Genomic DNA, 20,702 nt, shown 5'->3' with positions numbered 1-20,702 from the left:
GCGGAGGCTACCCGATCCCCGCGAGCCTCAATCCAGAGATTGGTCCACAGGCTGTGGATATCTCTAGAGGTGCTTGCGGAGGAAGGCGATGTCGTCGGCCTGGCCCTCGGCGGGGGTCTCCACGACGATCGGCGCCCCGGCGGCCCGGCACACGGCGAGGATCAACTCAGGATCGATCTGCCCGCTGCCCAGGTTGGCGTGCCGGTCGGCGCCCGAGTCGAAGGAGTCCCGTGAGTCGTTGCAGTGCACGAGGTCGATCCGGCCGGTGATGGCCATCACCCGGTCCACGATGTCGAGCAGTTCCTCGCCGCCGGCGTGGAAGTGGCAGGTGTCGAGGCAGAACCCGACGACCGAAGGGTCGGGTGCGCCCGAGGTGACCGCGTCCCAGAGGCGGGAGATCCGGTCGAGCTTGCGGGCCATCGCGTTGCCGCCGCCCGCCGTGTTCTCGATGAGCACGGGGATGGGGCACTCCGTGCGTTCGAAGACCTTGCGCCAGTTGTCGAAGCCGATCTGAGGGTCGTCCGAGGCGTTCACGTGGCCGCCGTGCACGATCAGGCCCTTGGCCCCGATCGACGCCGCGGCCTTCAACTGGCCGTCCAGGAGTTTCCTGCTGGGAATCCGGATCCGGTTGTTCACCGTCGCGACGTTGATCACGTAGGGCGCGTGGACGTAGACGTCCACGTCGGAGTCGCGAAGCGCGTCGGCGGAGTCGGGGATGACCGGGCCCTTCCACCCCTGGGGGTCGCCGAGGAAGAACTGGACCACATCGGCGGAGCGCGAGGCGGCGTGAGCCAGAGGATCGTCCTGGTCGACGTGGGCCCCGATTCGCAGGGACTGGTCGCCGTGATGCCTTTCCATCCGGTTCCTCCATCACTCGCGTGCCACTCGCCGGGTGATCCGGGAGCAACAGGACTCAAAAAGGAAAGTGCCGAACCCTAGGCGTCTTCCAAGAGCGTTTCAAGGGGGCACACCCGGGCAGTCGCAAGGTCGCACGCGCCCTGCGACCCGCGCGCCGATGATACAAGGAGACGAGCATGCGATATCGGCTGGGAAGCTTCCTCTTACTCATCTACATCCTGGTCGGCCTCTACGTGGCATGGGTGCACGACTACCTGACGCCCACCCTGCTGAGGCAGATCGCCCAGGCCCTGCTCGCGATCTTCCTGTGGTTCCTCATCCTCCTCGGTGTGAATCTGCACATCGGCGGAGGGTGATGCCGGACCGCACCGTCATACGCCGGGCCCCGGACCTGCCCCGGGGCCCGGCGCATGTGCCGGGCCCGGTCAGGGCGTCGGGAGGAACCCGCCGTGGGCGATGCCCAGCGCCGCCCCGACGAAGGACCCCACGACGCCCACGATGATGAGGCTCCGCTGAGCCGTCGTCGCCGAGACGTACTGGGTGTAGAGGCCGCCGAGGAATCCGACGGCGCCCGCCCACGAGGCGATCACGTGGGCGTTGACGATGAAACCGGTGACGAAGGCCAGCAGGCCCACCAGCAGTGTCCCCACTGTCATGGCGTTCTCCGCCGGGTGCCTGACCCCGTCGGTGTTGAGCGTGAACCTGCTGGGCGCGTGTCCGGCGGTGTTGCTGGCGGGGCCAAGAACGTTTCGCATCGAGGCCACCCCCTCTCCTCCCTCCAGTTTGCCGCGAGTGCCGGGGTACGGCCAGGTGCCTGGTAGCCTTGTTCGGCTGCGTCTGATATAGGCCCGGGTGTATGCCAGGCCTCTCGCAGTGCCCTCCTGTCACGGCAAGGCGTCGTGACCGCAAGAGTCCAGAGGAGGTTGGATTCCACATGCGTCGTTACGAGATGATGGTCATTCTCGACCCGTCCCTCGATGAGCGCACAGTGCAGCCCTCACTCGACCAGTTCCTCACCGTCGTGCGCAACGACGGCGGAAGCGTCGAGAAGGTAGACGTCTGGGGACGTCGCCGGCTGTCCTACGACATCGCCAAGAAGTCCGAGGGCATCTACGCCGTCGTCGACCTGTCCGCGGAGCCCGCCACGGTCAAGGAGCTGGACCGTCAGCTCAACCTGAACGAGGGCATTCTCCGTACCAAGGTCATCCGCCCCGAGCTTCACTGACCAGTGACGCGAAGCCCGGCGGTTTGTCGGGCGATAGCCGTACTCTGAGCCCCTAAAGGCTCGGCCGGCGGGATAGGAAGGCGAAAGCGACCGATGGCAGCAGGCGACACCACGATCACCATTGTCGGCAATCTTGTCGACGATCCGGAGCTGCGCTTCACCCCGACGGGGCAAGCCGTGGCCCGATTCCGCATCGCATCCACTCCGAGGTTCCTTGACAGGCAGACCAACGAGTGGAAGGACGGCGAAGGCCTGTTCCTGACCTGCAACGTGTGGCGCCAGGCGGCGGAGAACGTCGCCGAGAGCCTGCAGCGTGGCATGCGGGTCATCGTGCAGGGACGGCTGCGCCAAAGGTCGTATGAGACCAAGGAAGGCGAGAAGCGCACGGTCTACGAGGTCGAGGTCGACGAGGTCGGCCCCTCGCTGCGCAACGCCACCGCCAAGGTGAACAAGACCGCCCGCCAGGGCGGCCAAGGTGGCCAGGGCGGCGGCGGTTTCGGCGGCGGGCCCGGGGGCGACCCCTGGGCGACCGCCTCCCCGTCACCTCAGGGTGGCGGCGGCTTCAACCAGGGCGGCCAGGCAGGCGGCTTCGGCGGTGGCCAAGGTGGCGGCGGCGGTTTCGGCGGCGACTTCAGCGACGAACCGCCCTTCTGACCCTCACCTCTGATCTCGCGTCTCTCGTCACAACATCATTAGTAAACCGACCGACCATTCCCGCATTCTGCGGGGCTCTGAAAGGAGCACCACGATGGCGAAGCCGGCACTGCGCAAGCCGAAGAAGAAGGTTTGCCTGTTCTGCCACGACAAGATCTCCTACGTCGACTACAAGGACACGGCGCTGCTGCGGAAGTTCATCTCCGACCGCGGCAAGATCCGTGCTCGCCGGGTGACGGGCAACTGCACCCAGCACCAGCGCGACGTGGCCACCGCTATCAAGAACGCTCGTGAGATGGCCCTGCTGCCGTACACGAGCACCGCGCGCTAGGAAAGGAGTCTCAGGACATGAAGCTCATTATCACCACTGAGGTCTCCGGTCTCGGCGCCCCTGGCGACATCGTCGAGGTCAAGGACGGCTACGGCCGCAACTACCTGATCCCGCGCGGTTTCGCGATCCGCTGGACCCGCGGCGCCGAGTCCCAGATCGCCTCGATCAAGAAGGCGCGCGACGCCCGCGAGATCCGCGACCTGGGCACCGCCAAGGAGGTCGCCGGCCAGCTCGGCGCGCTCAAGGTGAAGCTGAAGACCCGTGCGGGCGAGTCCGGCCGGCTCTTCGGCTCGGTGACGACGAGTGACATCGCCGACGCAGTCAAGGCCGCGGGCGGCCCGCAGCTCGACCGTCGCCGCATCGAGATCGGCAGCGCGATCAAGAGCCTGGGCACCCACCGGGTCAGCGTCAAGCTGCACCCCGAGTTGGCCGCCACGGTCGAGGTCGAGATCATCGCCGACTGATCCGGCAACGGTTCCACGAAGACCCCTTCCCGGTGACGGGAGGGGGTCTTTTCGTATCCGCCACTCGTGGGGTCAGCCGGTGACAAATCCCCCCAGGTAAGCGGGTTGCCACGAAACGCTAGTATCTTCCCAATCAATTGCGCGGATTTCGTGGAAGATCTTGCTGGTGGAGGCTGGAATGCGCCGTACTTCGATATTGCTGGCGTTCGGTGTACTCGCGGTGGCGGCGGCCGCGTGCGCACCGGCGAACGACACCTCCACGGCGAGCCCGGCGGCCTCCGCGACCTGCACGAAGGGCCAGCTCCCGCTGACCACACCGGGCAAGCTCACGATCGGCACCGACAAGCCGGCCTTCGAGCCCTGGTTCAAGAACGACGATCCGTCCAACGGCCAGGGCTTCGAGAGCGCCGTGGCCTACGCGGTGGCGCAGAAGCTGGGCTTCACCAAGGACGAGGTCACCTGGACGGTCGTGCCGTTCGACTCCTCGTACGCGCCGGGGCCGAAGAAGTTCGACTTCGACGTCAACCAGATCTCCATCTCACCCGAGCGTCAGAAGGCCGTGGACTTCAGCCAGGGCTACTACACGGTCAAGCAGTCCGTGGTCGCGCTCGAGGGCTCCAAGTACGCCGGCGCCACGACCCTGGCCGAGCTCAAGGATGCCAAGATCGGTGTGCAGGCCGGCACCACCTCCCTGCAGGCGGTCCAGCGGGTCATCCAGCCCGCCTCCGACCCGAGCGTCTACAACCAGCAGATCGACGCGATCAGCGCGCTGAAGAACAAGCAGATCGACGCGATCGTGGTGGACCTGCCGACCGGGTTCTACGTGACCGCGGCCCAGGTCGACAACTCCAAGATCGTCGGCCAGTTCGCGGCGACCGGCGGTACGCCGGAGGAGTTCGGCCTGCTGGCGCAGAAGGGCAGCGGCCTGACCTCCTGCCTCGACAAGGCCGTCGGCGACCTCAAGTCGTCCGGTGAGCTGGCCACCATCGAGACCCAGTGGCTGACCGGCAGCGCCGGCGCCCCGGAGCTGAAGTGACCGAAGGAGAGGCCGCCCCGCCTGCCGACTCCGACGCCCCTGAAGCCGCCGCTCCGGCCGCTCTGGCCCAATGGACGAAGAGCGACCGGCAGATTCGCCGGGAGGCCGACCTGCGGCGGCGGGCGAGGCGATCGACGTCGATCGCCACCGCCTCCACCATCGTGGTCGCCACCGCGGTCGTCGTGGCCGTCACCGCGTCACCCGGCTGGCCGCGGGTCCAGGAGGCCTTCTTCAACCCCTCGCAGTTCGCCGCCGCCTTCCCCGACGTGTGGCGAGGGTTCCTGCTCAACGTCAAGATCTTCTTGATCGCGGAGCTGCTGATCCTGATCATCGGCCTCGTCGTCGCGCTCGTGCGCACCTTGCGGTCGCCGGTGTTCTTCCCGCTCAGGGCGGCGGCCGTCTTCTACACCGACGTCTTCCGCGGCATTCCGACGATTCTGCTGATCTACCTGATCGGCTTCGGCATCCCCGCGCTGGAGTTGCAGGGTGCGCCGAACGACCCGGTCACGCTCGGCATCATCGCGCTCGTGCTGTCCTACGGCGCCTACGTCGCCGAGGTGTTCCGTTCGGGCATCGAGTCGGTTCATCCCAGCCAGCGTGCGGCCGCGCGTTCCCTGGCGCTCAGTCACGGGCAGACGATGCGGTACGTCGTGGTCCCCCAGGCGGTCCGCCGGGTGATCCCGCCGCTGCTCAACGACTTCGTGTCGCTGCAGAAGGACACCGCGCTAGTGTCCGTCCTCGGCCCGCTCGAGGCGCTGCGTCAGGCGTCGATCCATGCCTCCTCCACGTTCAACTACGCGCCCTACCTGTGCGCGGCGCTGCTGTTCATCGCGCTCACGGTGCCGATGGCCCGGCTCACCGACCATCTCGCCGCGCGTACGGCCCGTCGCCAGATGGCGGGAGGACACCTGTGAGCCTGCTGACCGTCGAGGGTGTGTGGAAGAACTACCACCACCACAGTGTGTTGCGCGGAATCGACCTCGAGGTGGCGCCGCACGAGGTGGTCTGCCTTATCGGGGCCTCCGGCTCGGGGAAGTCGACGCTCCTGCGCTGCGTCAACCTGCTGGAGACGATCGACGACGGTGCGATCTACCTCGACGGGTCGGATATCACGGAGGTGCGGACCGACCCGGACGACGTCCGCAGGCGGATCGGCATGGTCTTCCAGTCCTACAACCTGTTCCCGCACATGACCGTGCTGGACAACGTCACCCTCGCGCCGCGTAAGGTCCACAAGACCCGCCCCGATCAGGCGGAGGCGGAGGCCAGGGAGTTGCTCGCCCGGTTCGGCCTCGCGGACAAGGCGGATGAATATCCGGACCGCCTCTCCGGCGGGCAGCAGCAGCGGGTCGCCATCGTCCGGTCGCTCGCCACCCAGCCCCGTCTGCTCCTGCTCGACGAGGTCACCTCCGCGCTCGACCCCACGCTGGTGACGGAGGTCCTGGCCGTCATCCGCGAACTCAAGGACGCGGGGATGACGATGATCATCGCCACCCACGAGATGGGCTTCGCCAGGGACATCGCCGACACCGTCTGCTTCCTCGAAGGCGGGGTGTTGCTGGAGCACGGGTCGCCCGAGCAGATCTTCACCACTCCAGCACATCCTCGGACTCGCGGATTCCTCCAGCGGGTGCTCGACGCCGACCGACTGTAGCGGGTCGCCGATCAGGCTCCCGTCACCATCCAGGCCCTGCCGTACGCGCGGACGCTCAGGGTGATCATGCGCGCGACCATCCATGCGCCGAGCGCAAGCCACAGCGCGAGCAGGCTTCCGGCGAAGGTGGCGAACGGCAGGTAGACGAGGGTGGACGACAGCGACGCCCAGGCGAGATAGCGCCGGTCGCCGGCTCCGATGAGCACGCCGTCCAGGACGAAGACGATGCCCGCGACGGGCTGGAACAGTGCCACCGGCCACAATGCCGTCATCAGCTGCGCGGCCACCGCGTCGTCCGCGTCGAACAGCCCGGGGATGACGGGCCGGGCCAGGAGCACCACGACGCCGAACACGATGCCCGACACGACGCCCCACATGACCATGCGTTTCGTGGCCGACCTGGTGGCCGCGACGTCTCCAGCTCCGAGTGCCCGGCCGGTGATGGCCTGGCCCGCGATGGCGATGGCGTCGAGGGAGAACGCCAGGAACGTCCAGAGCCGTGCGGCGATGGTGTGGGCCTCGATCTGGGTCTCTCCCATCCTCGTGGCGAGAGACGTCGCGACGAGCAGCACGAGCTGGAGGCATGCCGTACGGATGACGAGGGCGAAGCCCGCGGCCCCCGCGGCGCGCACGCCGGGCAGGTCGGGCCGCAACGAGGCGCCGTGCCGCCGCGCCGCCCGCACGACGAGCGTGACGTAGACCGCGGCGGACAGGGTCTGCGCGATCACCGTCCCCCACGCCGACCCGGCGATGCCCCATCCCAGACCCAGGACGAACCAGAGGTTCAGCAGGCCGTTGAGCACGAACGAGCCGACCGACACGGCGAGCGGCGTCCGGGTGTCCTGCATTCCGCGCAGCACACCGGTCCCCGCGAGCACGATGAGCATGCCCGGGGTGCCCAGCAGGCTGACCCGCATGAACGTGACGGCCAGCGCGGCGAGGTCGCCCGTCGCTCCGAACAGATGTACGATAAATGGCGCAAGAGACCAGCAGGCCACGCCGATCGCCACGCCGATGGCGGCCGCCAGCCATATGCCGTCGACACCCTGGCGCATCGCCCGCCGCAGGTCGCCCGCCCCGAGTTGCCGGGCCACGGCGGCGGTGGTGGCGTACGCGAGGAACACGCACAGGCCCACGAGGGCCGTCAGGGCCGCGCCGGCGACGCCGAGGGCGCCCAGCGCCGGATCGGGAAGGTGTCCGACGATGATCGAATCGGTGAGCAGGAACAGCGGCTCGGCCACGAGGGCCCCGAACGCCGGGACGGCCAGCCGCAGGATCTCCCTGTCATGGGTGCGACCCTGTCGGATGTTTCGGCCGATTCCGGTCGTAAGTGGCATGAGGCTATTTTGCAACTTACTGACGTATGCCCGTTCGGTATCGGCCTCCGGAGCAGACTTTCTTTCATCCACACCCGGTGGACACCAAGGTCCCTGGTCAGCTGGGGTTTCCGTCGAGGAGTTCGTGCTCGTCCACAGGCTTGTCCCCAGGGTTCCCACATGTGACCAGGGGAGATCGCACAGGTTGTCCACAACGTTGTCGACAGGTCGAGTTGCCGTGGGGCGTCCATGGCCGGGAAACTGTCGGACTCGGCCACTACAACTTGGGGATGGTGGGGCCGCTGGGTAGGGGGTGTGAGAATGAGCGTGATCGACTTCCCGGGCGGTCCCGGGGAATCGGACTCGACGTTCGAGCGAACCCCGCCTAACAACATCGAGGCCGAGCAGTCGGTGCTCGGCGGCATGTTGTTGTCGAAGGACGCCATCGCCGACGTGATCGAGGTGCTGCGTTCCGACGACTTCTACCGGCCGGCCCATCAGATCATCTTCGACGTCATCATCGACCTCTACGGCCGGGGCGAGCCCGCGGACTCGGTCACCGTCCTCGACGACCTGCTCAAGCGCGGTGAGGTCGCCCGCGTCGGCGGCGGCGCCTATCTGCACACGCTGACGGCAATCGTCCCCACGGCCGCGAACGCCGGCTACTACGCCAAGATCGTGCGAGAGCAGGCAGTGCTGCGGCGCCTGATCGAGGCGGGCACCCGGATCGCCTCCTATGGGTACGGCGGGCAGGGCGAGGAGGTCGACGACCTCGTCGACCGCGCGCAGGCCGAGATCTACAAGGTCACCGAGCGCCGCACGTCGGAGGACTACCTCCCCCTCTCAGAGATCATGCCCGCCGCGCTCGACGAGATCGAGGCGATCGGCAGCCGCGGCGGCCAGATGGTCGGTGTCCCCACCGGCTTCCAGGACCTCGACGCCCTGACGAACGGCCTGCACCCCGGCCAGATGATCGTCGTGGCCGCGCGACCTGCCATCGGCAAGTCGACTCTAGGTTTGGATTTCGCCCGGTCTGCGGCGATCAAGAATGGTCTGACCACCGTCATCTTCTCGCTGGAAATGTCGCGCAACGAGATCACGATGCGACTGCTCTCCGCCGAGGCGCGGGTCGCGCTGCACACCATGCGCTCAGGGATGATGAGCGACGACGATTGGACGCGGATGGCCCGCCGGATGGGGGAGGTCGCCGAGGCGCCCCTGTTCATCGACGACTCACCCAACATGTCGATGATGGAGATCCGGGCGAAGTGCCGCCGGCTCAAGCAGCGCAACGATCTCCGCTTCGTGATCGTCGACTACCTGCAGCTCATGAGCTCGCCCAAGCGGACCGAGAGTCGCCAGCAGGAGGTCTCTGAGCTGTCGCGTGCTCTCAAGCTCCTCGCGAAGGAGCTCGAAGTGCCGGTCATCGCGATCTCCCAGCTCAACCGTGGTCCCGAGCAACGTACCGACAAGAGGCCCCAGGTGTCCGACCTGCGTGAATCCGGGTCCATCGAGCAGGACGCGGACATGGTCATCCTGCTGCACCGAGAAGACGCCTACGAGCGGGAGTCTCCTCGGGCGGGAGAGGCCGACCTGATCGTGGCCAAGCACCGTAACGGTCCCACGGCCACCGTCACGGTCGCCTTCCAGGGCCACTACAGCCGCTTCGTCGACATGGCCACCCACTGACCCGGTTCTGTAGGGTCTCAAGTTCCGTGACGCTTTCTCATCTGCGATGACACCCAGATTGCACAAGTGACACAGGCTTGAGATTTCCCCAGCGTCATCGACGGCGTGCCGGTCGGCAGTCAGCCCTGGTGTCGCGTAATAGACATAGCTGGTGAATTGCCGGGCTTCAGCGATCAGCTGGCATATGCGATCATTGTCACATCTTTACCATTAGTCACTTTTGGCACCGTTATCGCACCCCCCATGGCGTGCGCACGCCATTAATAGCCCCAGGGGCCGTAATGTCTGATCAACCGGGTACGGCCGGGAGAACCGCGCCGTACACCGCCTTAATGCTCACGCTCGCGGTCCTGCTGACGACGCTGCTGCCGGTCGGCGCCGCGTGGGCGGCGACGGACACTGTCGCCGTCGCCCCGGCCGCACGTACCGCCGTCGCCCCCGCACGTACCGCCGCCGCCGATTGCCCCATCCTCCCGACTGCCGCCTTCGGCGAGGCGGATGAGGCGGTGGGCAAGGCGGCGATTCCGGTGGGCGGCAGCGCCTGCTTCACCTTCACCGCCGAACAGGCAGGTCTCCACCGTGTCGCCGTGGACGACGTCCACGGTGCGTATGCCCAGGTCTTCGACGGCGACACGCAGGTGGACTGCTACGAGCCGACATGGGGTGCCGGCTGGTGCCGACTGCCGCATGCGGGCAGCTACACACTGAAGCTCGTCAACGACGGTGTCAGCGACATGCCCGAGGCAATCGTCTCCGTGTTCCCTCTCGCCGCCACCGCCGGATGCGCGCGGGAGACGGGAACCACCTACGCCGACCCGCCTGTGACCGGCTCGTCCCCAGGCCGGCTGGCGATCATGTGCCAGCCGTTCACGGGACACGCCGGTGAGCGGATCACCGTCGACCTGGGCATCACCGCCTATGGCAGCTCGTCGTGGTGGATCACCGACGGGACGGGTGACCATATCTGCCCGCGATTCAACGAAGACGACAGTGACGGCTGCGTACTGCCCGGCGACGGCCCCTACCGGGTCCTCTTCCGGGTCAGTGAAATCGAGAGCGGCTTCCCGGCCGGATACACGCTGAAGATCCGCCGCCTCTCCAGCCCGCAGGGCTGCGCGAGCGTTCCACTCAACTCCTACAACTCCGCGCCCACCACTCCGGACCCGGACTCCGACTGCAAGATCTTCACCGCCCCGGCCGCCGGACGCTACGCGGTCTACGGGGTCTCGTCCGGTAGCCGATCCGTGCCCACGGTCTACGACCACGACGGGAAGACCGTCTGCGAGATCTGGCAGTCCCCGTGCACGGTGCCCGCCGCGGGCAGGTACACCCTGATCACCGGCAGCCCGACCTTGATCCTCGACCGCGCCGCCACGACCGGTTGTGCGCCTGTCCAACTCGGTGCTCACCATGGCGCCTTCACGGCGGACGGTGAGGTGGACTGCCTGACGCTGCCTCTTCCCCAGGGCGCCCGGATGGCCGCGCTGACAGCCCTGAACGAGCCGGGCCCGCACCCCGACGTGACCGTCCTCGACGCCGACGGAACCACGCAGTGTGACACGGACACCCTCTCCGCGGGGACCTGTGCCCTCACCGGCACGGCCCCGTACCGCGCCCTGGTCTCCGCTTACGACGGAGACGAGTCCATCGGCTCGTACACCGTTGTGCTGTATCGCACCGACGCCGCGAACACCTGCCAGACGCTCCCTGCGGGCGACTTCACCGCCAACAGTCCCGCGGCGTCGTTCAGTACCGGCGACGGCGTCTTCTCGACCTGCCTCACCATTCCGGCGGACGCCCACAGCGCAGTGGAGAACCTCGAGCTGCGAACGGTTTCCGGCACCGCCCCGGCCGACGTGTCGGTCCTCGACGCGGCAGGCAAGCAGGTCTGCTCCGTCGCCAGTTGGCTGTCCAATTGGACCACCTGCGGCCTCGCCCCCGGCGTCGCCCACACCGTCCTGGTCGCCGGAGCCGACGCCTCGGCCGGCTACACCCTGACCCGCCGCGACGTCACCACGACCGCCAAGGGCTGCGCCGCGACCCCCGCGACCGCGGTCGGCGGTCCGTCGTCGGGCGGCGCCCTCGGCGCGCAAGGCGCGTTGGGCGCCTTGGTGTGCCGCCGGGTGACCACCGGCAACGCCACGGACGTTCTGCACCTGAACGTTCGCGACGCCCTCGGCACCGCGGTTCTGTGGGCCTTCGACGCCCATGGCAAGTTCGCCTGCGGCAACACCACCAAGGCGTGCGCGGTCACCGGATCAACCAGCTACCAGGTTCTCGTGAGCGTCTGGAAGGGCCGGCAGGCCCCCGACTCGTACCGCTTCGACGCCCTGCGCATCGCCACCGCGGCCGGACCGGCCGCCGAGTGCACTGCCGTACCGAACGTCAGTTACGGGTACGGGCCGATCAGCGGCACCCTGGACGAGCAGCACACCGCCGTCTGTGCGGCGCTGCCCACCGCGTACCGGGACCGGTTCGACTTCACGATCAGCGACACCGCCGGGGGCACCGAGACCGCCGTCCCGGCGTTGTACGGCAAGAGCCTGGCTGACAACTGTGTGCTGTCCCTTCCCAGCGACTATCAGTGCTACCTGAACGAGCCGTCCTCCACGGCCGTCTCTCCCAGCATCCTGGTCATCGGCCTGCCGGAGAAGGCGGCGCGCACCTCCTACCGTGTGCAACTCGCCTGCACGGGCATCCGCTGCGGCCCTGAGCAGGTCAGTGCCACCGGGGTCACCCCGGCCACCGCCGGGAACGGCGGCAAGGCCACCCTGACGGTGACGGGGACCGCTCTACACGAGGACGACAAGGTCCAGATATACCGGTCGGGCAGCACACGGCGCGCGGTCACGACCGCGGTGTCGGCGGACCGGAAACGCCTGACGGCGGTCCTGGATCTGGCCGGTGCCACCGTGGGCACATGGAGCCTCAGCGTCGTCACCCACAACGGCATCGAGTACTCCCTCGGCAGCTTCACCGTCACCCAGGCCTCGCTGAAGAACACCGCAGCCGCCAAGATCACAGGGACCGCCACGGTCGGTGTCAAGCTCACGGTCTCGCCGGGGACTTGGACGCCTGCCGCGACGTCGTACTCCTATCAGTGGAAGGCGAACGGCACGTCGGTCGCCGGGGCCACGGCGTCCACGTATACGGTGCCCGCGTCGTTGTTGGGCAAGAAGCTGACAGTCGTGGTCACGGCCCGCCGCACCGGCCATGCGAACGGCACGGCGACCACCGCCGCGGTCACCGTCGCCAAGGGGGCCGCCCCCAAGGTCACCAAGGCGCCGAGCATCTCCGGCACGGCCAAGGTGGGCCGCACCCTCACCGCCGCTCACGGCACTTGGACGCCCGCTCCGACGTCGTACGCCTACCAGTGGTACGCGAACGGCAAGGCGATCAAGGGCGCGACCCATTCCTCGCTGAGGCTCGGGTCCACCCAGCGTGGCAAGAAGATCACCGTGAAGGTGACCGCCCGCCGCACCGGCCACGCCGACGGCACCGCCACCAGCAGGGCGACGTCGGCGGTCGCCCGCTGAACCCAGCGGTACTGAAACAACGGGGTGGGCCCCGCCGGACATCCGGCGGGGCCCACGTCGTCCCGTCCTACGGCGAACCCGGGTCGGCCCCTACCGTGATCACCGGCGGATGAGCGGTCTGCTCGAGGACATCGGATACGCGGGCGCACAGCCGAATGCCGGTTACGCGGTGTGCGGGACGGAGTCGCCGAGGAGAGCCTGCCGATTGCGGGTCGCCCAGTCCGCGAGGTGCAACGGCGGCCGGCCGAGGAGCTCCTCGATCGTCGAGGTCGTCACTGCGGCGTAGTCCAGCCGGCCGTCGTACGTCTGCTGTAACCACTCCAGGGTGCTGGCCGCGTACGTCGCCTCCATGAAGGACGGCGCGGCGTCCGAGCCCATGCGCAGCAGGTCGTCCGGAGTCATCACCAGGGCTGTGATGGGCTGATCGAGGGACTGCCGGAGGATGTCCGCCGCCTGGACTCCGTTGAGGAGCTCGGTCGACATCCAGTACCCCTTGCCCGCGTGGATCTCCGGCCCCTCGGCGAGGACCTTCGCCGCGACCGCCGCCAGGTCGTCCACGGCGATCCATCCGGTCGGCTTGTCGCCCATCGGCCAGGGCAGGCGCCCGTCGCGCAGCCTGAGGCTGGTCAGCAGATTCTCCATGAACATGTGCGGGTGCAGATGGGTCCAGGGGATCCCGCTTCCCTCGATGTATCGCTCGACCAGTTCGTGCCACGCGAAATGCGGGTCGGTGGAGCGTCCGTTCCCGAAGACGCCCAGATGGACGATGAACCCGACACCGGCGTCGGCGGCGGCGTCCACGATCGTCTTGGCCTGGTGCGTCATCGCCACCGTGTAGCCGGCCATGAGGAACAACCGGTCGACGCCCTCGAGCGCCGCGGGGAAGGTGCGCGCGTCGTCGAGGTCGAGGTGCACTGCGGCGCGTCCTTCCGCTCGCCAGCGCTCGACCGTCTCGTGGTCACGTGAGGCTCGGACCACGGTGACCCCGGTCGGGGACGCCTCAAGAGCGGCCGCGATCATCCCTCCGGTCCTTCCGCTCGCGCCGAGCACCAGCACGCGCGCAACCTCGTTGGCCTGCATCGTTTCTCCCCCTTCGTCATTCGACAGCGGTCACTGTCGGACGTCACGATAGTGTTCGCTGTCGTATGCTTCTGTCAAGACGAAGGAGGGCGTATGCGCACGTGGGCCGCGGATGACCCGAAGGCGGGGCTGATGGCGCGCAAGCGCGAAGCGCTCGTCGGCGCCGCGTTGCAAGCCTTCCTCGACGAGGGGTATGCGGGAAGCTCGGTCAACCGGATCGCGGCGAGCGCGGGCGTCTCCATCAAGACCCTCTACCGGCATTTCGACGACAAGGACGACCTGTTCATCGCGGTGATCCAGTCCGCCTGCACCCTGGACACGGACACGACGGATCCACCCTGGTTCGATGCGCCGCCGCTGGCAGGGCTGACCGGGGCCGGAGCCGAACACCTGCGGCGCGTGCTGTCGGATGAACAGCTGGGGCTCTATCGCGTGGTCGTCAGGGAGTCGCAACGGTTCCCGGAACTGGGGCAGCGGTATCAGCAGAAGGTCGTCGGGCACGACATCGAACTGGTGGCCCGCTATGTCGCACGCTGGCCGGCCGACCTGCGGGAAAAGATCAACGATCCCGTCCACGCCGCGCGCCGGTTCGGGGCGCTGCTCCGCGCGGGCCTCTTCGAAAAGGTCCTGCTCGGCGGTGCGATCCCCGGAGCGGACGAGATCGACGGCCAGGCCCTCCGCGCGGCGACCGACGTCCTCGCCCTCGCCGAGGCGGGCAGGCTCTAGCCGTCCCGCCTCATCGGATCATGGATGCGCAGGTGGGGCGCTCGTAGTCCTGAGATGGCGATCGTTCCGTCGAGCCGGAAACCCGTGCCGCCTCCCGCGGGCCCGGCGGACGCGGGTCGGCGAAGATGACAATGAAGCAAACCCGGCGGCATGAAGAAAGTCACATAGCCGACATTGTGGCGTGGCACCATCGTCCTCGTGAGCACCACAGGGCACACCTACAGCGTCGGCGATCGCCTCATCCGCGTGTCCATGACGGTCGTGGTCCTGGGAGTGGCCGTGGTGGCCGGCTGGGTCAGCTACTGGCACGCCGTCGCCGTCATCGAGCGCTACGGCGCGGAGGACGAACTTTCGGCCCACCTGGTCCCGGTCACCGTCGACGGCATGATCTACGCCAGCTCGATGGTGTTGTTGTGGTGCGCCCGCTACCAGTTGAAGGTGCCCGCGCTCGCTCGATGGGCGCTCGCCCTCGGCATCGCCGCGACGCTCGCGGCGAACATCCTGCATGGAATCGAGCGCGGCGCGCTCGCGGCGGCTCTGGCCGCGTGGCCGGCGATCGCCCTCGTGATCGCCTATGAGCTGACGATGTGGGTGATCCGTTCGGGCAGGGAGGTGTCCGAGCGCGTGACGGTCGAGGCGAGCGAGCGGGCCATGGCGACGGGCCCGCTCACTGTCCCGGATGTCGAGAACGGTGTCCCGGCTCAGCAGAACGAGGGCGATCGGCCGGTCGTGGGCGATCGCGAACTCGTCGGCAGAGGCGGGCTCGCAGGTCAGGCCAGGCGAGCCTTCGCCGCCAGCCTCACCGAGTCCACGGCGGTTCAGGATCGGGTGACCGATCGCGCCGACTGGGCCGATCGCACCGATTCCGGCCGCACCGACCGGGCCGATCGGGCCGATCGCACCGATCCCGGCCGCACGGACCACACCGATCGAGCCGATCCCGGGGGCACTGACCGCACCGACCGGGCCGATCGCACCGAGGTGCGTGAACCGCTCGCTCAGGCGATCAGGCCCTGGGACGAGCGATCGGATCGACAGGGCCTGGCCGTACCGGGGGACGATCAGATGAGCGGCGATCGCCGTGCGCAGGTCGCCGCGCTGCTCGCGCAGGACCCGCAGATGACCGGGGCGGCGATCGGCCGCGCGCTCGGCCTGTCCGAGCCGCACGGACGCAGGTTGCGCAGAGAGGTCCTCAGCGAGAGCAGGGACGGCTGACGCCCCACCCTGAGTCCGTACGGCTCCCGCGCCGGTCCCGCCGGGTTCCACGGCTCCTGGATCCCCGAGACGAGTGACTCAGGGCACCGGGCGGTAGTGGGTCGTGATCCGGCCGTCGTCGAGCAGGTGGATGGCGATGGCCGGAGGAAGGGTGAGGTCGACCGGCGGGAGCGCGTCGGTTTCGAAGGGCAGCAACCCCGTGTTGACCACGCCGGGTGCGACGAGGAGCGGCAGGCCGGCGAACGTGGTGGCGGCGGCCGTGTGCGCGTGCCCGGCGAGCACCGCGACGACGTGGTCGTGGCGGCCGAGCACCCGGGCGAGCCGCTCCGGCTCGCGGAGCCGGATGCCGTCGACGTAGGGGATGCCCAGCTCGGCGGCCGGGTGGTGCATGCCGACGAAGGCGGGAACCCCCGGAGTGGCGCTCAGCACTCCGTCGAGCCAGTCGAGCGTCTCGTCGTCGAGCCGTCCTTCCGGCAGGCCCGGGATGCTGGAGTCGCACAGCGCGATCGTGGCGTTTTCGAGGTTGAGCGCCTGGTTGGCCGGGTGGTCGCCGTCGAGGCCGAGCAGCACCTTCCGCAGGTTGCCGCGGGCGTCGTGGTTGCCGGGACACAGGACGAGAGGAACGTCGTCCCCCTTGATCAGCTCGCGGACGATCTCGTACTCCTCGACCGCGCCGTTGTCGGCGATGTCGCCCGTGAGCAGGATCGCGTCGGGGCGCAGCGCCCTGGCGTAGTCGAGCGCGCGGGCGGCCCGGGAGGTGTTCCGCTCGGTTCCGTCGACGTGGATGTCACTCACATGGGCGAGCACGAGCATGAGGGCTACCTCCGCGGGATCGGTGTGTTCAGCCTCTCACGCGCCTGGTCGGGCGTCAGGAGCCGCGGGGGTGGTCATCGGCCCACGGCGGGCCGGTCTTCACTCGACAAGCGCTCGGCCAGGATCCGCGCGCGAGCGAGCTGGACTTTGCGCGCCTCGCCCGCGGCGAACCCGACGAGGAGCCACGGGGCCGTCAGGTCCAGCTTGTCGTTCACCCGCGTGCCCGTGCCGTCCGCCTCGAGATCGAAGCGGTACGCCATCCGGATGCGCCCAGGGCTGCGCACTTCGCCGTGGACCGACAAGCCGTCAGTGTGGAGGGCCACCCGGATGGGGTTGTCGTGGGTGATCACCCACAGGAACCGGAAGCGTTCGACGGCGGTGTACCGGATGACCCCCGGCTCGGATCGATCCACGTCGCTGACGGCGACGACGAGGGGGGACAGGCCGATGTAGTTCTCGGGAGTGGTCAGGTGCTCGAACACCTTCTCCGGCGCGGCCTCCACATGGAAATCGTGGGTCAGCACCCTGTTCGACACTCGGCCTCCTGCGTCCAGCGCGATATGTCCTGAAATTGTGGCAAGAACCACCATTTGGGGGGAAGCGCAGGATGATCACGAAGGGGTGTCACGGAGGAAGGCGGCCGTGTCCGGGTCGGCCGGAAAGAACGACTCGATGGCGAGCTCGGCGACCGTGACGTCGAGCGGGGTCCCGAATGTCGCGACGATGCTGAAGAACGACAACTCCCGCTCCCCACGCCGCATGCGCAGCGGGACGAGGATGTCGCCCGGGCCCGGTAGCTCGACCTCGGGTTCGGGCTGGTCGCAGGGGTAGTCGAGCAATTCCGCGTACAAGTCGCCCAGCTCCGGATCGGCGGTCTGGGTGATCTGCCGCCTCAACCGGCCGAGCAGATGGGCGCGCCATTCGCCGAGGTTGACGATGTGCGGCGCGAGCCCCTCGGGATGCAGGCTCGCCCGCAGGACGTTCCCGAGCAGATCGGGATCGATCCCCTCGGTGAGCCGCCCGATGCCCGCGTTGGCGTCGACGAGGTTCCAGCCCCGATCCACGACGACGGCGGGGTACGGCTCATGTGCGGTGAGCAGTTGCCGGATCGCCGCGCAGATGGCGGCCATGTGCGGGGAGTCCAGGGGCGACTCCGTGTAGACCGGGGCATAACCGGCGGCCAACAACAGGTGGTTGCGCTCGCGGAGAGGCAGGGACAGATGCTCGCCGAGATGTAGCACCATGTCGCGGCTGGGCTTGGCGCGGCCCGTCTCCAGGAAGCTGACGTGCCGGGTGGAGATCTCGGCCTGGATCGAGAGTTCGAGCTGGCTCAGCCGCCGGCGCTCCCGCCACTGGCGGAGTAGTTCGCCGAACGGCCGCTGGTGAAGCTGCGCTACGGTCACACCCCCAGACGCTATCCACCCCCCTGTACCCGAGCGATTACCTCACAGGTAACCAAAGAGCAAGCGCAATGGGGCGTGATCATGCACAGGTTCGTAATCATGCCCTCCGACCTGCGCATTCGCCGTTCGTGATCATGCGCAGGTTCGGAATCGTGGCCTCTCGCCTGCGAAAACATCGTTCGTGATCATGCACCGGCCGTTCAGTGCATGATCACAAATAATGTCGTCGCAGGTCAGCGGTGATTCGACAGAATGCGCGCATGATCACGCCGTGAGTTTCCGCAGCTCAGCCGGGCGATCTCCGAACCTGTGCATGATCACGCTGGGAGGTTTGGCTGGTGAGGGCATCATTTCCCGAGCCTGTGCATGATCACGGCGAGGGGTGAGGGTGGGTGAGCTTCGTCGGGAATGCGGCTGAAGACCGACTCGGGGTGTACCTATCCCCACCCCGGCCGGGCACCTGCCGCCACTGTCCAACGATGTCTCCCGGTCCCAGACTGACGGCATGGATGAGAGCGGGACAGGCCGGATGACGACACGGGCGCTGGTGACAGGCACCGCCCTCTTCTGCGTGGCGTTGCTCGGCGAACTGGTCGCCGTGGTCGCGCTGGTCGCAATGGTGCTGAGCACGGTGCTCGGCATGATCTTCCTTGTCCCGCCGGTCGTCCGGCTGGTCCGGCGGCTGACCGGGCTGAACCGGAGGCTGGCGCGCGAGTGGTCCGGTGTCGAGATCGACGAGCCTTACCTCCCCGAGCCCGACCCTCCGGTGCGGCTCCCCGACGGCTGGTACCGGGACGGCCGTTCCCTCTACCGCACGCCCAGGATCCCCGCGTTCAACCGCCGGCTGAGCTGGCTGCTGAAAGATTCGGCGACGTGGCGTGACTTCGGGTTCCTCGCGGCGGACATGTGGGCGGGCGGGCTGCTCGCGGGCGCCCCCGCGATCCTCGTCGTGGTCGGTGTCGTCCAACTGGCCGGCGGCAGCCCGATCGGTCTCCTCTGGCTGCTGCTCGTGCTCGGCGCCGCCCGTTGGTACGCCCCCTGGGCGGTGCACGTGCACGGGGTGATCGCCAGGGTGATGCTGGGCCGGACCGAGAAGGCCAGGCTCGCGCAGCAGGTCAGCCGCCTGGCCCGGGCCCGTACGGACGTCGTCGACTCTCAGGCGGCCGAGCTGCGCAGGATCGAGCGCGATCTGCACGACGGTGCGCAGGCCCGCCTCGTCGCGGTCGGCATGACGATCGGTGCGGCCGAGGAGCTGATGGAGTCCGACCCCGCCGCCGCGAAGGCCCTGCTCGCGAAGGCCAGGGACGCATCCTCGACGGCATTGCAGGAGCTCCGTCAGCTGGTGCGCGGCATCCATCCTCCGGTGCTCGCCGAGCGCGGCCTCGCGGACGCCGTGCGCGCCCTCGCCCTGGACACCCCTCTCCGGACGCACGTGACAGTGGAGCTGCCCGGCAGGCTCAACGCTCCGCTGGAGTCGGCGGCGTACTTCGCGGTGAGCGAGGTGCTCACCAATGTCGTACGGCACAGCGGCGCGACGCAGGCGTGGATCGACGTCAGCACCTCGGGCGACAGGCTGCGGATCACGGTGACCGACGACGGCCACGGCGGTGCGGACGCCTCGCGCGGCACCGGCCTCGCCGGCATCGAGCGACGGCTCGGCGCGTTCGACGGCATCCTCGCCCTGAACAGCCCCATGGGCGGCCCGACGACGGCCGTGATCGAGTTGCCGCGGGCACTGCAGGTCGTACGTCCCCCGGTCACCTGGCGGACCGTGACGATGGGCATATGCTGGTCGCTCTGCTGGATTCCCCTCTTTCCGCAGGGATTCGTCGCGATGATCCTCAAGCTGGTGGGCATCACCGAGAAGTCCTGGTTCCTCGCCCTTCACATGCCGCCGTCGCTTCAGTGGCCGACCATCATCGGCATGATCCTTCTGGGCACCGGGATGCTCGCCACCGCAGCCACCCTGTCGGCGCAACACCGGAAGGCGAATGAGGTCGCGTGCGCGTAGTAATCGCCGAAGACCTGCATCTGCTCAGGGAAGGGCTCGTCCACCTGCTGCGCGCGCACGGGCTCGACGTCGTGGCCGCGGTCGAGTCCGGCCCCGAGTTGCTCGAGGCCCTGCTCAAGGAGCGCCCCGACGTCGCGGTCGTCGATGTACGGCTCCCGCCGACGTTCACCGACGAGGGACTCCAGGCGTCGCTCACGGCGCGCAAGCGCATCCCCGGGCTGCCCGTTCTGGTGTTGTCGCAGCACGTCGAGCAGTTGTACGCCAGGGAACTGCTCGCCGACGGCTCGGGCGGAATCGGCTATCTCCTGAAGGACCGCGTGTTCAACGGCGAGCAGTTCATCGACGCCGTGAAGCGCGTCGCCGCCGGAGGCACGGCGATGGATCCGGAGGTCATCGCCAAACTGCTCGCCAGCAATGCGCGCAACGAACCCGTTGGGCGACTCACCCCGCGCGAGCGGGAGGTCCTGGAACTCATGGCGGAGGGCCGGTCGAACGCCGCCATCGGGCAGCGGCTCTACTTGAGCGAGAGCGCGGTCGGCAAGCACACGGCGAACATCTTCGGCAAGCTCGGCCTCGTTCCGTCCGATGACGACAATCGCCGCGTGCTCGCCGTCCTCGCCTTCCTGAACGAGAAGTAGCACCGCCCTCGGAGCGCCGTCGGTGGCACACTGGGGCCTACGGCCGTTCTGTC

General features: G+C 68.3%; 21 protein-coding genes. 14 read left to right on the top strand and 7 right to left on the bottom strand.

From position 1 onward, the window contains the following. Window positions 1–63: 63 nt before the first annotated feature. Window positions 64–858 carry a deoxyribonuclease IV gene (locus tag Psi02_RS03675; RefSeq protein WP_239094580.1) on the bottom strand — a complete coding sequence of 265 codons (795 nt, stop codon included), beginning with the start codon at window positions 856–858 and terminating at the stop codon, window positions 64–66. 176 nt (window positions 859–1,034) lie between these two features. Between Psi02_RS03675 and Psi02_RS03670 the strand changes: the two genes are divergently transcribed. Continuing rightward, entirely contained in the window at window positions 1,035–1,214 is a 180-nt protein-coding gene (locus tag Psi02_RS03670) for a hypothetical protein (protein WP_203952759.1), read from the top strand. Between the two features lie 69 nt (window positions 1,215–1,283). Here Psi02_RS03670 and Psi02_RS03665 read toward each other — a convergent pair whose 3' ends face one another. Then, window positions 1,284–1,613: a hypothetical protein gene (locus Psi02_RS03665; RefSeq protein ID WP_203971815.1), complete on the bottom strand. Its 330-nt coding sequence runs from the start codon at window positions 1,611–1,613 to the stop codon at window positions 1,284–1,286. Between the two features lie 179 nt (window positions 1,614–1,792). Between Psi02_RS03665 and rpsF the strand changes: the two genes are divergently transcribed. From rpsF to Psi02_RS03630, 7 genes are all read left to right on the top strand, one after another. After that, window positions 1,793–2,083, top strand: a complete 291-nt coding sequence (gene rpsF / locus Psi02_RS03660; RefSeq protein ID WP_203952761.1) for a 30S ribosomal protein S6 — start codon at window positions 1,793–1,795, stop codon at window positions 2,081–2,083. A gap of 93 nt (window positions 2,084–2,176) precedes the next feature. Next, on the top strand, window positions 2,177–2,737 hold the full coding sequence (locus Psi02_RS03655; RefSeq protein WP_203971813.1) for a single-stranded DNA-binding protein: 561 nt from the start codon (window positions 2,177–2,179) through the stop codon (window positions 2,735–2,737). Between the two features lie 94 nt (window positions 2,738–2,831). After that, window positions 2,832–3,068, top strand: a complete 237-nt coding sequence (gene rpsR, locus Psi02_RS03650) for a 30S ribosomal protein S18 (RefSeq protein ID WP_061256131.1) — start codon at window positions 2,832–2,834, stop codon at window positions 3,066–3,068. A 17-nt stretch (window positions 3,069–3,085) separates the two neighbouring features. Further along, complete coding sequence (gene rplI / locus Psi02_RS03645; RefSeq protein ID WP_203952763.1) at window positions 3,086–3,532, top strand: 50S ribosomal protein L9; 447 nt, start codon at window positions 3,086–3,088, stop codon at window positions 3,530–3,532. 178 nt (window positions 3,533–3,710) lie between these two features. Further along, window positions 3,711–4,568: an ABC transporter substrate-binding protein gene (locus Psi02_RS03640; protein WP_203971812.1), complete on the top strand. Its 858-nt coding sequence runs from the start codon at window positions 3,711–3,713 to the stop codon at window positions 4,566–4,568. Next, entirely contained in the window at window positions 4,565–5,482 is a 918-nt protein-coding gene (locus tag Psi02_RS03635) for an amino acid ABC transporter permease (protein WP_203971809.1), read from the top strand. The genes Psi02_RS03640 and Psi02_RS03635 overlap by 4 nt, the downstream gene beginning before the upstream one ends. Next, complete coding sequence (locus Psi02_RS03630; protein WP_203971807.1) at window positions 5,479–6,222, top strand: amino acid ABC transporter ATP-binding protein; 744 nt, start codon at window positions 5,479–5,481, stop codon at window positions 6,220–6,222. The genes Psi02_RS03635 and Psi02_RS03630 overlap by 4 nt, the downstream gene beginning before the upstream one ends. 11 nt (window positions 6,223–6,233) lie before the next feature. On the opposite strand, the gene Psi02_RS03625 is transcribed toward Psi02_RS03630, so the two are convergent. Further along, entirely contained in the window at window positions 6,234–7,559 is a 1,326-nt protein-coding gene (locus Psi02_RS03625) for an MATE family efflux transporter (RefSeq protein WP_203971805.1), read from the bottom strand. A gap of 300 nt (window positions 7,560–7,859) precedes the next feature. Between Psi02_RS03625 and dnaB the strand changes: the two genes are divergently transcribed. Then, entirely contained in the window at window positions 7,860–9,227 is a 1,368-nt protein-coding gene (gene dnaB / locus Psi02_RS03620) for a replicative DNA helicase (protein ID WP_203971803.1), read from the top strand. Between the two features lie 281 nt (window positions 9,228–9,508). Beyond that, the gene (locus tag Psi02_RS03615) at window positions 9,509–12,763 is read left to right on the top strand and encodes a hypothetical protein (RefSeq protein ID WP_203971801.1); all 3,255 of its coding nucleotides are present in this window, start codon (window positions 9,509–9,511) and stop codon (window positions 12,761–12,763) included. 162 nt (window positions 12,764–12,925) lie between these two features. On the opposite strand, the gene Psi02_RS03610 is transcribed toward Psi02_RS03615, so the two are convergent. After that, complete coding sequence (locus Psi02_RS03610) at window positions 12,926–13,843, bottom strand: NmrA family NAD(P)-binding protein (RefSeq protein ID WP_203971799.1); 918 nt, start codon at window positions 13,841–13,843, stop codon at window positions 12,926–12,928. A 93-nt stretch (window positions 13,844–13,936) separates the two neighbouring features. Here Psi02_RS03610 and Psi02_RS03605 point away from each other — a divergent pair, with 93 nt between their 5' ends. Then, window positions 13,937–14,569: a TetR/AcrR family transcriptional regulator gene (locus tag Psi02_RS03605; RefSeq protein WP_203971797.1), complete on the top strand. Its 633-nt coding sequence runs from the start codon at window positions 13,937–13,939 to the stop codon at window positions 14,567–14,569. A gap of 198 nt (window positions 14,570–14,767) precedes the next feature. Next, complete coding sequence (locus Psi02_RS03600; protein ID WP_203971795.1) at window positions 14,768–15,784, top strand: DUF2637 domain-containing protein; 1,017 nt, start codon at window positions 14,768–14,770, stop codon at window positions 15,782–15,784. A 78-nt stretch (window positions 15,785–15,862) separates the two neighbouring features. Here Psi02_RS03600 and Psi02_RS03595 read toward each other — a convergent pair whose 3' ends face one another. From Psi02_RS03595 to Psi02_RS03585, 3 genes are all read right to left on the bottom strand, one after another. Beyond that, entirely contained in the window at window positions 15,863–16,597 is a 735-nt protein-coding gene (locus tag Psi02_RS03595) for a metallophosphoesterase (RefSeq protein ID WP_203971793.1), read from the bottom strand. 74 nt (window positions 16,598–16,671) lie between these two features. Then, on the bottom strand, window positions 16,672–17,133 hold the full coding sequence (locus tag Psi02_RS03590; RefSeq protein WP_203971791.1) for an SRPBCC family protein: 462 nt from the start codon (window positions 17,131–17,133) through the stop codon (window positions 16,672–16,674). A gap of 75 nt (window positions 17,134–17,208) precedes the next feature. After that, the gene (locus tag Psi02_RS03585) at window positions 17,209–18,000 is read right to left on the bottom strand and encodes a helix-turn-helix domain-containing protein (RefSeq protein ID WP_203971789.1); all 792 of its coding nucleotides are present in this window, start codon (window positions 17,998–18,000) and stop codon (window positions 17,209–17,211) included. A 505-nt stretch (window positions 18,001–18,505) separates the two neighbouring features. Here Psi02_RS03585 and Psi02_RS03580 point away from each other — a divergent pair. Together Psi02_RS03580 and Psi02_RS03575 are read left to right on the top strand one after the other, a co-directional pair. Then, window positions 18,506–20,011, top strand: coding sequence for a sensor histidine kinase (locus Psi02_RS03580; RefSeq protein ID WP_203971787.1), 1,506 nt, complete (start codon window positions 18,506–18,508; stop codon window positions 20,009–20,011). Next, entirely contained in the window at window positions 20,002–20,649 is a 648-nt protein-coding gene (locus Psi02_RS03575) for a response regulator (RefSeq protein WP_203971785.1), read from the top strand. The genes Psi02_RS03580 and Psi02_RS03575 overlap by 10 nt, the downstream gene beginning before the upstream one ends. Window positions 20,650–20,702: the final 53 nt, after the last annotated feature.

The organism is Planotetraspora silvatica, from assembly GCF_016863315.1.
Classification (GTDB): Bacteria; Actinomycetota; Actinomycetes; order Streptosporangiales; family Streptosporangiaceae; genus Planotetraspora; species Planotetraspora silvatica.
This window is presented reverse-complemented; position numbering and strand designations above follow the sequence as displayed.